Annotated in this window: 9 protein-coding genes; 4 read left to right on the forward strand and 5 right to left on the reverse strand. The window is 62.4% G+C overall.

Annotation, left to right across the window (positions count from 1 at the left end):
- Positions 1-81: 81 nt before the first annotated feature.
- From ACRWA7_RS24320 to ACRWA7_RS24330, 3 genes are all read left to right on the forward strand, one after another.
- Positions 82-951: an NAD(P)-dependent oxidoreductase gene (locus tag ACRWA7_RS24320; protein ID WP_438396595.1), complete on the forward strand. Its 870-nt coding sequence runs from the start codon at positions 82-84 to the stop codon at positions 949-951.
- 135 nt (positions 952-1,086) lie between these two features.
- Positions 1,087-2,463, forward strand: coding sequence for an MFS transporter (locus ACRWA7_RS24325; RefSeq protein WP_060857205.1), 1,377 nt, complete (start codon positions 1,087-1,089; stop codon positions 2,461-2,463).
- Positions 2,464-2,786: 323 nt separating this feature from the next.
- Positions 2,787-4,721 (forward strand): SurA N-terminal domain-containing protein, encoded by a 1,935-nt coding sequence (locus ACRWA7_RS24330; protein ID WP_438396598.1) that lies wholly within the window; start codon positions 2,787-2,789, stop codon positions 4,719-4,721.
- A gap of 78 nt (positions 4,722-4,799) precedes the next feature.
- On the opposite strand, the gene ACRWA7_RS24335 is transcribed toward ACRWA7_RS24330, so the two are convergent.
- Together ACRWA7_RS24335 and ACRWA7_RS24340 are read right to left on the reverse strand one after the other, a co-directional pair.
- On the reverse strand, positions 4,800-5,141 hold the full coding sequence (locus ACRWA7_RS24335; RefSeq protein WP_060857207.1) for a hypothetical protein: 342 nt from the start codon (positions 5,139-5,141) through the stop codon (positions 4,800-4,802).
- A 163-nt stretch (positions 5,142-5,304) separates the two neighbouring features.
- Positions 5,305-5,883, reverse strand: a complete 579-nt coding sequence (locus ACRWA7_RS24340; protein ID WP_438396767.1) for an arylesterase — start codon at positions 5,881-5,883, stop codon at positions 5,305-5,307.
- A 112-nt stretch (positions 5,884-5,995) separates the two neighbouring features.
- On the opposite strand from ACRWA7_RS24340, the gene ACRWA7_RS24345 reads away from it, so the two are divergent.
- The gene (locus ACRWA7_RS24345; protein WP_060857257.1) at positions 5,996-6,697 is read left to right on the forward strand and encodes an ABC transporter ATP-binding protein; all 702 of its coding nucleotides are present in this window, start codon (positions 5,996-5,998) and stop codon (positions 6,695-6,697) included.
- 40 nt (positions 6,698-6,737) lie between these two features.
- On the opposite strand, the gene pgi is transcribed toward ACRWA7_RS24345, so the two are convergent.
- The 3 genes from pgi to ACRWA7_RS24360 all read right to left on the reverse strand — a co-directional run bounded on the left by pgi (position 6,738) and on the right by ACRWA7_RS24360 (position 11,494).
- The gene (gene pgi / locus ACRWA7_RS24350; RefSeq protein WP_438396600.1) at positions 6,738-8,363 is read right to left on the reverse strand and encodes a glucose-6-phosphate isomerase; all 1,626 of its coding nucleotides are present in this window, start codon (positions 8,361-8,363) and stop codon (positions 6,738-6,740) included.
- Positions 8,364-8,523: 160 nt separating this feature from the next.
- A complete protein-coding gene (locus ACRWA7_RS24355) occupies positions 8,524-10,086 on the reverse strand; it encodes an NAD(P)H-hydrate dehydratase (protein WP_438396601.1) in 1,563 nt (520 codons plus the stop codon).
- Positions 10,087-10,189: 103 nt separating this feature from the next.
- A complete protein-coding gene (locus ACRWA7_RS24360) occupies positions 10,190-11,494 on the reverse strand; it encodes an FAD-dependent oxidoreductase (protein ID WP_438396602.1) in 1,305 nt (434 codons plus the stop codon).
- Positions 11,495-11,712 lie beyond the last annotated feature (218 nt).

Consider the following 11,712-nt stretch of genomic DNA (forward strand, 5'->3'; position numbering starts at 1 on the left):
GATTCGTTTAATAGTTACCGGTAACCATACCTCACGAAGAAACGCGTGTCCAGCGGATGATGACTTCAAGGCGGGGAGACGATGGCGAATGCGATGGAACGGGCGGAAACGCTTGCATTTCTAGGAACTGGCTTGATGGGCGAGCGGCAAGCGCGCGTGCTGCTCAGGGCGGGTTACCGGTTGACTGCATGGAACCGTACCCGCGACAAGGCCGAGCGGTTAAGCGCGGACGGCGCGCGTGTTGCGGACTCGCCCGCGCAAGCCGTTCGCGATGCCGACATTGTGATTACGATGCTTGCAAACGGCGAGACCGTGCATGACGTCCTGTTCGAACAAGGTGTGTGCGAGGCGCTGAGCGCGAATGCGGTTGTCATCGACATGAGTTCCATCCGCCCGGATGAAGCCATCGCTCACGCGCGCCTGCTTGCGCAGCGCGGCATTGACCATATCGATGCGCCCGTGTCGGGCGGCACGAGCGGCGCCGAAAAGGCCGCGCTCGCAATCATGTGCGGTGGCGAAGCAGAAGCGTTCGAACGTGTATCGGCGGTGCTGCGCTGCATGGGGCGTCCCGTCCTGATGGGCGCGCACGGCACGGGACAACTCGCCAAGCTCGCCAACCAGATGATCGTGGGAACCACAATAGGCGTGGTGGCCGAGGCCTTGTCGCTGGTCGCGAAGGGCGGCGCGAATCCCGCGATGCTGATTGAAGCGCTTGCCGGCGGATATGCCGACAGCACCATCCTGCGGATTCACGGCCGCCGCATGGTGGACAAAAATTTCGAGGTCAGCGGACGGTCTAGCACGCAACTCAAGGACTTGCACAACGCGTTGCGCGCGGCGCAGGAAGCGGGCGCCGCGATGCCTTATACCGAACTCAGCGCACAGCGTTTCACTTCTCTCTTGCAGCAGCACGGCGATATTGACCATAGCGGTGTCGTGCTGACTTTCTGATAGCGCGTCAACAAACACGCAGCACAAGAACGCTTTACTCGTCACGTCCGCGCAGCCACGCCGGGCGATACATAAATAAAGAAATAGCCGGATTTCCACGAACCGGCATACCGATGATTTGCAAAGGAGACGCAAATGGATGTGCAGCAACCCGCAATACCTTCGTCGGGACCCGTCGCCGATGCCGTAAAAAAACCACTGGTTTCCGCGCAGCAACTGAGGCGGGCCATTCTCACGGGCGCGGTCGGAAGCGCGCTGGAATACTATGATTTCGCGATCTTCGGGCTTGCGTCGGCGCTGGTCTTCAGTCACATCTTCTTTCCGGCGCTCGGTGCAAAAGCGGGACTGCTGGCAAGTTTCGGCACGTACGGCGCGGGCTTTCTCGCGCGGCCGTTCGGCGGGCTGTTCTTTGGTTCGATCGGCGACAGGAAGGGGCGCAAGTTCGTTCTGCTCGTGACTATCGCGATCATGGGAACGTCGACCACGCTGATCGGGCTTTTGCCAAGCGGCACGGTCGGCGCGGTATCGCTGGTGCTGCTGCGGCTCGTGCAAGGATTTGGCGCGGGCGCGGAACAGGCCGGCGCATCCACGCTCATGGCGGAAGTCGCGCCCGTGAAGCAGCGCGGTTTCTTCGCGGCGCTGCCGTTCGTCGGCATCTTCGCGGGCCTCGGGCTCGCCACGGCCACGTTCAGCGCGATGCAGCATGTGCTGGGCGAGCAGGCCATTCTTGCCTGGGCATGGCGCATTCCGTTTTTATCGAGCGTGCTGCTGATCGGCGTCGCGATCTGGATCCGGTTGCGCTTGCGTGAAAGCCCGGCGTTCATCAGCCTCGAAGGCGCGCACGCCGTCATCAAGTCGCCGATGAAAACCGTCATCACGCACGCGCGCCGTCCCGTACTGGCCGCGACCTTGATGCGCTTCGCCGAACAGGGCGGATCGACGATCTACACCACGGTGGTCATCGCGTTCCTGGGCGGAACGGTCGCGGCGAAGCTGGGCGTAAAACCCTCAGAACTGAGTTCGATCGGCACAACGGGCGCATTGATTGCCAGCATGGCAAGCGTCATCACCACGCCGATGTTCGGCGCGTTGTCCGACCGCATCGGCCGCATTGCCGTGTACCGTGGCGGCGCCATTTTCATGCTGCTCTGGTCCGTGCCGTCGTGGTACATGGTGAGCACGGGAAAGCCGCTATGGGTCGATGTGGCCATGTTCGGCGGCCTCGCGCTCGGGGCGAACAGCATGCTCGGCGCGCAGTGCGCGCATTTTTCCGAGCTCTTTGGCAACCGCTACCGGTATTCCGGCGTGGCGCTCGCGCGCGAACTGGGCGCGGTGCTCTCCGGCGGCCTCGCGCCTTTGCTCGGGATCTACCTGATCGGGCTGTCCGATGGCGCGTTCTGGGTCATGGGCGCGTACATGGCGGTGCTGTCGGCGATCACGCTGGCGGGCGTGGCGCTCTCGACCGAAACCCGGCAGCGCGACCTGACCTTGCTCGACGACGCCGTGCGCTGATTTTGGCCCGCAAAACGGCCGCAATCCACTGTTGCAGATCCCGGTTTTATCGGGTCGTTTATCGCGGCCGGAGAACGGGCGGCAAGGGCGCGGATGTTATACTTCGCGCGCTTTACAGAGTGCCCGTTCGTCGACCGAGCGTACTTTCAAGCTGCACCGTGGTTCGTTGAATCGCGCAATGCCTTGACTGATAAGGCTCACCGGCAGGAGTGCGTACCCCGTCCACACCGGCCGAATTCACGAGAAAGGCGAACTCCGGTTCGCCTTTTTTATTGCCCGCTGCTGTAACATCGGGCGTTTCGTATTAGGCAGAATCGTCACGCATGCTCGACTTTTTCCGTAACCACCAACGCCTGATGATGGCCCTGCTGATCCTGATCGTCGTGCCGGGATTGGGCATTGTCGGGGTCCAGGGTTTCAGCAGTTTCTTCGACGAAAACGCGAACGTCGCCAGCGTCAACGGCCACAAGATCACGCGTGTGGAATATGACGGCGCGATGCGTCAGCAGGTCGATCGCGCGCGCCAGATGCTCGGCGCGCAATTCGACCCGAAGATGTTCGAAACGCCGCAAATGCGCGCGTCGCTGATCGACAGCCTGGTTCAACAGCGCGTTCTCGCCGATGAAACCCAGCGCCTGCACCTGACCGCGTCCGACCAGGCCGTGCGCCGCGCGCTGATGGCCGATCCGACCATCGCGTCGTTGAGAAAGCCCGATGGTTCCATCGACCTGGACCAGTACAAGCAACTGCTCGCCATGCAGGGCATGACGCCCGAGCAGTACGACGAGCGCGTGCGGTATGGTCTTGCCACCGATCAGTTGCCGTCGAGCATCCAGTCGACCGCGTTCACGTCGAAGACGCTCGCGCAGCACCTGACCGAGATTGCCGAGCAGCGCCGCGACGTGCAGGGCCTCGCGTTCCGTACCGCGGACTACACCGCGAAGATCCAGCCGACCGACGCGCAGCTAAAGTCCTATTACGACGCGCACAACGCCGAGTTCACCACGCCGGAGTCGGCCAGCATCCAGTATGTGGTGATGTCGCCGGCTACGCTGTCGGGCGCGATCAAACCCACGGACGCCGATCTCAAGAAGTACTACGACGACAACCTCGCGCGTTTCAAGACGCAGGCCGAAGTGCGCGCAAGCCACATCCTGATCACCGCGCCGAAAGATGCGAGCGCGGCCGACAAGGCCAAGGCAAAGGCCCAGGCTGAAGCGCTGCTCGCGCAAGTGAAGGCGCATCCAGACCAGTTCGCGCAGATTGCGCAGAAGGAATCGCAGGACCCGGGTTCGGCATCGAAGGGCGGGGATCTCGGGTATTTCACGCACGGCATGATCGCGGGCGGCCAGGCATTCGATGACGCCGCTTTCGGTCTGAAGAAGGGTGAAATCAGCGGCGTGGTGCAGACGGACTTCGGTTATCACATCATCCAGGCAACCGATGTAAAGCCGTCGTCCACGCAGTCTTTCGACGAAGTGAAGGACCAGATCACGCGTGACGTCACCGCGGCGCAAGCAGCGAAAAACCTGGCCGATGAGGCCGAGGGCTTTACGTCGATCGTCTACGAAAAATCGAAGACGCTGCAACCCGCCGCCGATAAATACAAGCTGCAGATCCAGACCGCGACGGTCGGTCCGAAGCCCGATCCGAAGCTGCCGGCCGATAGCCCGCTGAACAATCCGAAGGTCCTGAACGCCATCTTCGCCTCGGACGCCGTGAAGGAACGCAACAACACTCAGGCTATCGATATTGGCAACAGCACGCTGATCGCGGCTCGTGTGACGGACTACAAGCCGGCAGCGGTTCCTGCACTTGACGCGATCAAGGACGCGGTGCGCACGAAGGTTATCGCCGTGCAAGCCGCTGAAATGGCGCGCAAGGACGGCGCGGCGAAGCTTGCCGAAGTGCAGAAGTCGAACGCGACAACGGGCTTCTCGTCGGTCGCGACGGTTTCGCGCAACGACGCGCAAGGCGTGCCGCCCCTGGCGCTCGCCGCGATCTTCAAGGCGGATTCATCGAAGTTGCCAACGTATGTGGGTGTCGATCTTGGTGCCGACGGTTATGCGATTTATCGCGTGAACGGTATCGAGAAGCCGGAGCCGGTTGCCGCAGACCGTTTGACGGGTGCCCAGCAACAGGTCGCGCAGGTGTATGCGCAGGCCGAGATGGAGTCGTATCTCGACGCCTTGAAGGCGCGTTCGAAAGTGAAGGTCAATGTACCAACCACGAATGCAACGGCGGATCAGGCGCAATAAGCCGAACCTTCACTACACGCAAAAAAAGCCCCGCTGGATAAAACCAGCGGGGCTTTTGCTTCTTGCATCCCGAACGTCTTACAGGCAGCCCTGGATGTCGCCAGTTGCATCGCTTCCGGCGGCACCTGCCGAACGGAAGCCGACCCACGAACCCGGACCCGAGTAGTTCGGACGCACGACGGCTGCCGCGCCGTTCGGCGGTTGCTGACCCGGAACGTAGACATCGGCTGCCATGTCGTTCGCGAGCGTGTCCTGAGACACCACTTGCTGCTGTGATTTATCGGCCCATTTCTGCGCGATACATTGTGCGACGGCCTTCGGCGGTTGCTGGCTCGTGCCGACCTGGCTGACGCCAACGGGCGGCTGAGCGGCGCAAGCCGAGATCGCGACGGTTAAAGCGAGAATTGGTAAATATTTCACGTTACCTCCTTTCAATGCGCTCACAAGCGGAGCCGGGGTTTTTCAGGGTTACGCGAAAACGTTGATGCTCGATCGTGGCCTTTCTTCGCGCATGGTTGAAAGCCGGCCGGGCAACGCACTGACGGGATTTAAACGCGACTCTCCTCGAACGGCTCAATCCTCATCATTTCGATGGCGTGCCCAGCAATGGTCTCAAAACTGGCCAGACGTTGTTCAATAGCAAAGGCTGGGCCTGAGGGGTCGGATGAATTTGATCGGCCTGGAACATTTCGGGCTTGTTCTCTATGCCAGCCAGTAGAAAAGGGACCAGTGGCACCTGCTTTTCCTTCGACAACTTTTCGTACACGCCATGGAATTTCTGCGAGTAGTCCGGGCCATAGTTAGGTGGGACATACATGCCGATGAGTAAAACCTTCGCGCTCGCCGCCTGTGACTTCTCGATGATCGTGCGCAGGTTGGCTTCGGTCGTAGCGAGCGGCACGCCGCGCAACGCGTCGTTGGCGCCCAGTTCCACGATCACCAGTTTCGGCTTGATGCGATTGAGCGCGGCAGGCAAACGGGCGAGGCCGCCGCTGGTGGTGTCGCCGCTGATGCTCGAGTTGGCGACGCTATAATCGAAGCGCTCCTGCGTGAGCTTCTTGCGAAGCAGGGCGACCCATCCTGTATCGCGCGGCAGGCCGTATTCCGCCGAAATGCTGTCGCCGAGCACCACGATCGACGGTGCGCCCGGCGAGGCGCTCATGGCGGTATTGGCTACGGGCGCCGCTGCATGCGCCGGCAACGCGATCACGCATGCGATCATTCCCATCCGCGCCAGCGTGGCGCATGGTGTCCAGTTCACCTTAAGTCTCTCCATGCCAAACAATATCGAACCAGTCATTGAAGTACGGGGTTTAAGCAAACGGGTGAAGGACGCGACGGGTGAACTGATCATCCTCGATCAGATCGACCTGTCGATCGAAAAAGGCAGCAGCGTCGCCATAGTCGGTGCATCGGGCTCGGGCAAGTCCACCTTGCTCGGGCTGCTCGCCGGTTTGGACAGCGCCAGCAGCGGCTCGGTTCGCCTGCTTGGACATGATCTCGGCACCTTGAACGAAGACGAGCGCGCGGCGTTGCGCAGTGGCTCGGTGGGATTCGTGTTCCAGTCGTTCCAGTTGATGCCGCATCTGACCGCGCTGGAAAACGTGATGTTGCCGCTCGAATTGCGTGGCGGCGTGCCGCACAAGGAGATCACCACGCGCGCGCGTGACCTGCTCGAACAGGTGGGTTTGGGTCAGCGCACCGCGCATTATCCGAAGCTCCTGTCGGGCGGCGAGCAACAGCGTGTGGCGCTGGCGCGGGCGTTCGTCACGCATCCGGCCATCCTCTTCGCGGACGAACCCACGGGCAGTCTGGATGCCGCAACGGGCTACGCGATCATCGACTTGATGTTCGAGATGAACCGGCGCAACGGTGCAACGCTGATCCTCGTCACGCACGACACCGAGCTTGCCGAGCGCTGCGACGCGACGGTGACCATCGAGGCCGGGCGAATTGTGAATGGCCTGAGCGTGTGAGAGCGAAGGGCGTCGCGGGTGAACAGGACGCCCCATGCGGCTACAGGCTCTTCAACGCAGCCTGCGCCCGCGCAATCAACGCCGATGTCGACGAGTCGTGCTTCGAAGGATCGGCCTTCGAACTGGTGATATCGGCTTCAACCACCTTGCCGAGGATCTTGCCCAGCTCCACGCCCCACTGATCGAACGAGTTGATGTCCCACACCGCGCCCTGTACCAGCACCTTGTGCTCGTACAGCGCGATGACAGCGCCAAGCGTTTCCGGCGTGAGCGCATCGAGAATGATCGTGGTGGTCGGCCGATTCCCCGGAAAGCTCAGATGCGTCGCGAGTTCTTCCTTGCCTGGTCCGGCAACCTTTTTCGCTTCTTCAAGCGTGCGTCCGAGCATCAGCGCTTCGCTTTGCGCGAAGCAGTTCGCGAGCAGCTTGGCGTGGTGATCGATAAGCGGATGTTCCGGTTTCAGCACCGCGATGAAGTCGATGGGAACCAGCGTCGGGCCCTGATGCAACATCTGATAGAACGCATGCTGACCGTTTGTGCCCGGCTCGCCCCAGATCACGGCCGCGGTCGGATAATCGACCATGGTTCCGTCGAGCCGTGCGGACTTGCCGTTGCTTTCCATCTCGAGTTGCTGCAAATACGACGAGAGATAGCGCATGGCTTGCGAGTATGGCGCGACCATCACGCTTTGCGATTCGAAGAAATCGCGATACCAGATGCCGATCATGCCCATCAGCACCGGCAGATTGCGTTCGAACGGCGCGGTGCGGAAATGCTCGTCCATTGCATGCGCGCCAGCCAGCAGTTTCTCGAAGTTTTCCGGTCCGACCGAGATCACGATCGACAAGCCCACGGTCGACCATAGCGAATAACGGCCGCCGACCCAGTCCCACATTTCGAAGACGTTTTCCTTCGCAATGCCGAACTTGACCACTTCCTCCGGATTCGCCGATACACCCACGAAGTGCTTCGACAACGCGTCTTCCGGGCAGCCGCTTTTGACGAACCAGTCGCGCATGGACCGCGCGTTGGTCATGGTTTCGAGCGTGGTGAACGTCTTCGACACGACAATGGCCAGCGTCTCTTCGGCGTTGATGTCCTTGAGCACGTCGTAGATATCGGCGCCATCGACATTGGAGACAAAATGCGTCTGAATCTGCGGCAGCGCGAGATGCTGCAATGCATGCACGACCATCTTCGGGCCGAGGTCCGAACCGCCAATGCCGATGTTCACCACATGGCGAATGCGCTTGCCGGTGTAGCCTGTCCACGAGCCATCGCGAACCTTGTTTGCGAAAGCAGCCATCTTGGCTTTCTCGGCGCGGATTTCCTTCTGGAAAGGCGAGTTCTCGTCGGTGGAACGCAGCGCCGTATGCAACACCGCGCGATGTTCGGTTACGTTGACAATATCGCCCGCGAACACCGCGTCGCGCTTCTCGGCAACCTTGGCTTGCTGCGCCAGTTCGACCAGCAGCTTGAGCGTGGCTTCGGTAACGCGGTTCTTGGAGAAATCGACGGAGATGCCGCCGCCGTCGAAAGTCAGGCGCTCGGCGCGCGACGGCTTGGTGTCGTTTTGCGGCGCGAACCAGTCGCGCAGGCGCTCGTCACGGATGGCATCGTAATGCGCCTGGAGCGCCGGCCAGGCAGGAAGCGAATTGAGCGTCATAGCGGTCCGTTTGTCAGAGAGTGGCGGAAAGTGCTGATCATCACGCGCGGCCGGACACGGTTCACATCGACCGGATCACGCGAAGCAACAAGTATAGCCACGATGCATGAACGTATGCTTGCCTGAAGCTGAAGGCGCGCCGCTCGTGTGCCGTGTTTAGTCAGGCCGGGTAGAACAGCCGGTTAAGGAGCGCGCGAACCTTGGGTGCGAGTTCTCCCGCGGTCAACCCGGCGGGCCCTTCGCCTTCGCCTGTGAGCGTCTCGGCGGCCAGGCCATGCAGATAAACCCCTGCAAGCGCAGCCTCATACGCGGGCAGCCGTTGTGCGAGAAATGCGCCAATCAAGCCGCCCAGCACGTCGCCGGTGCCGCCGGTCGCCAGCGCCGCGTTGCCGGTGGGATTCACCGATACACGGCCATCCGGCGACGCCACGATCGTGCCCGTTCCCTTCAGCACGGCGACAGCCGCGAAGCGCGCGGCCAACTGGCGAGCCGCCGCGATCCGGTCCGCCTGGACTTTCTTCACATCCGACCCAAGCAGCCGCGCAGCTTCGAGCGGATGCGGCGTCAGCACGCAAGGATCGCCCTGCGCGCCGCGTCCGGCGACCTTGCCCGCGAGTTTTTCATCCGATGAAATCAGGTTCAGCGCGTCGGCATCGAAAAGCTTGGGGACATCGAGCGCGAGAATATCGGCCAGCACTTTTTTTGCACGGTCGGTTTGGCCCATGCCGCAACCGACCGCGAGCGCGTCCATCTTGTCGAGCGAAAACTGGTCGACCTGATGCAGCATCAGTTCAGGATGCGGCGGATCGTAAGGCGGCGAGTCCGTCCCGACGAACGCCACGTTGACCTTGCCCGCGCCGCCGTAGAGCGCCATGCGCGCGGCGAGGATCGGCGCGCCGCACATGCCGGTGTCTCCGCCAATGACAGCCAGCGTGCCGAACGTGCCTTTGTTGGTCGCGTAATCGCGCGGTGGCAGATGCGGCCCGAAGAGCGATGGCGCGTTCAGCACAACTGCAGGTTGTGCAGGCGGCGCGACACCCAGGTCGGAGATAAAAAGCTTGCCCGACAAATCGCGCCCATCGCCCGTGAAATGCCCCGGCTTGCCGCCAATGAACGTGATCGTGTGAGTCGCACGCACGGCCTGCGCGCGGCCATCGTTGCCGCGGCTGACGGGCTCGCCGGTATCGCTGGAGAGGCCGCTGGCAATATCCAGCGCGAGGACGTTGCCGGCCGATCTGGAACGCTTCGACAACCGCGCCGCAAGCTCCGCGAAAACGCCTTCGAGCGGTCGGCCGAGACCAATGCCGAACATGCCGTCGACAAGCCAGCCGAAGTTATCGAACGAATCGGGTGCGTCCGTGGTGATCCTGACGCCCACTTGCCGCGCTTCGTTGAGCGCCCAGCGGGCATCGTCGGGTTTCACTTCCACGGGCATGCACACTTCCACGCTGATTCCCGCCTGGCGCAGGCGAGCCGCCATCACGAGGGCATCGCCGCCATTGTTCCCGGGACCGGCCACGATCCAGACGGGCTGCTGCGAGCCGCTATCGATAATGAATTGGGCCGCGGCAGCCCCCGCGCGCGCCATCAGCGTATTTGGCGCGACAGCGGCCGCCGCGCGATGCTCCAGCGTACGGAGTTCGTCGAGCGTCAGCAGCGCGATTGCGTGATCGCGCGGTTCGGTGTAAAGCGGAGATGGGGAATTGAAAGCGGAGTCGGTCATGGCGGCGGCTTGGAAAAAGTGCTTGAACCCGCCGCAATTATTGCGCCCAAATGAGCGATGACGTCCATGTTTCCACGGCCGCCGCCAAAAACGCGACGCGAACCTAAAACCGGTCGATCCTCAGCGCCCTTAGCGTCCGTTCGGGCACGTCAGGTTCAGTGTGCGATATGAGCGCCGCAATCACCTTGGCGGCGCCACAGGCAATACCCCATCCCGCCGGCCCATGCGCCGTGTTGATGAACAATCGCGCATGCGACGTGGCGCTTACGACAGGCAGTCCATCTGGCGACATGAGGCGCACCCCGGACCAGGCCCGCGCCGCCGATACCTTCGCCGCACCCGGAATCCAGTCGTGCGTTGCCTGCCCGAGCAGCGCGAGGGCACGATGCGTCAGGCTCTCGCTCATGGGCTTGCTGGCTTTGGCGGCGCTTTGCAACACCGCGCCGCCGGTCACGCGCATGCGCTGATTGATCCGTGTCATCGCAATGCGCTTCACCGAATCGACAATGGTCAGGTGCGGCGCACGTTCTTCATAGGCAATCGGTGCAGTCAGCGTATGCAGGCTAAGCGGATGCAACGGCAGTGACATGCCAAGCGTGGCCAGCAATGCCGGTGTGCCGGTGCCCGCCGCCAGCACGACAGCATCGGCTGCGATCAGTTCGACCTCGCGAGACCTGCCGCCCTTGCCATCCACCGCGCCGTTGAGCGGCGCCAGTTCCACGGCGGCGCGCTGGGCGTCGGCGCGAATCGCGGTCACTTCGCGGCCCAGCCGGAACTGGACGCCGTCGTCTTCCAGCACTTGCTTGAGCAGCTTGGTGAACAACGGACAGTTGGCCGTGCGCGCGTCGGGCAACAGCACGCCGCCGGCGAGCGGCGGATCGTCCGGGATGGACGGTTCCGCCGCAATGCATTCCTGCGCGCTGAGAATCCGGTGCGGCGTTTCGAAACTCTGCAGCAACTTGATTGCCGAATCCGCCAGTTCCAGGTCGCGCTCGTGCCGGAACACGTGCAGCACGCCGGTGCGCTGTTCGAAGTCGAGCGGGAACTCCGCTTCGATTTCCGCGATGACATCGCGTGAAATGTCGACGAGCGGCCGCAACGCGCCGTACTGGGTCGCGAACCGGTGAGGATCGTGAAATTGCGCGAGCTTCTTTGCAAAGTCGCGGGTTTCGGAATTGAAGCCGGGCTTGAACACAATGCCGGTTTTCGCGGCGCGGCGGGTCTGCATGAAGGTCGGTCCGAACCACACGTCGAGCGGCGAGGGCAGGACAGCGCCGCCGTGACCATAGGTGGCGCCCTGCGCGACCGTGGCGTGGCGCTCGACCACGCAGACCCGGTGCCCTGCTGCACGCAACTGATACGCGGTGGCGATACCGCCAATTCCGCCGCCGATGACGATGACATCCATGATTCGTTTTCGCCCGGAGGCGCAAGACCTTGACTGGTTCACAAGCCGGCGGCCGCGTGAGCGCGGGCGTCCGGACCGCTTGGCCCGGCATGTCGCTCGGACTGCCGGGGATGCCGGGATTCTCGTGAGAGAGGCGAGCCGGCGCATCGATACACAAGAGAGCGGTGCGCCGGTTGAGGAAAGCGCGCCATGATAGCGCCAAACGCGTCCGGCCGGGA

This window comes from Caballeronia sp. DA-9 (assembly GCF_051615025.1).
Taxonomy (GTDB): domain Bacteria; phylum Pseudomonadota; class Gammaproteobacteria; order Burkholderiales; family Burkholderiaceae; genus Caballeronia; species Caballeronia sordidicola.

Excerpts from the sequence above, each read along its gene's own strand:
- pgi (WP_438396600.1), bottom strand. The coding sequence starts at position 8,363 with ATGACGCTCAATTCGCTTCCTGCCTGGCCGGCGCTCCAGGCGCATTAC.
- ACRWA7_RS24360 (WP_438396602.1), bottom strand. The coding sequence starts at position 11,494 with ATGGATGTCATCGTCATCGGCGGCGGAATTGGCGGTATCGCCACCGCG.
- ACRWA7_RS24340 (WP_438396767.1), bottom strand. The coding sequence starts at position 5,883 with ATGAGCGCCTCGCCGGGCGCACCGTCGATCGTGGTGCTCGGCGACAGC.
- ACRWA7_RS24355 (WP_438396601.1), bottom strand. The coding sequence starts at position 10,086 with ATGACCGACTCCGCTTTCAATTCCCCATCTCCGCTTTACACCGAACCG.
- ACRWA7_RS24320 (WP_438396595.1), top strand. The coding sequence starts at position 82 with ATGGCGAATGCGATGGAACGGGCGGAAACGCTTGCATTTCTAGGAACT.
- ACRWA7_RS24325 (WP_060857205.1), top strand. The coding sequence starts at position 1,087 with ATGGATGTGCAGCAACCCGCAATACCTTCGTCGGGACCCGTCGCCGAT.
- ACRWA7_RS24345 (WP_060857257.1), top strand. The coding sequence starts at position 5,996 with ATGCCAAACAATATCGAACCAGTCATTGAAGTACGGGGTTTAAGCAAA.
- ACRWA7_RS24330 (WP_438396598.1), top strand. The coding sequence starts at position 2,787 with ATGCTCGACTTTTTCCGTAACCACCAACGCCTGATGATGGCCCTGCTG.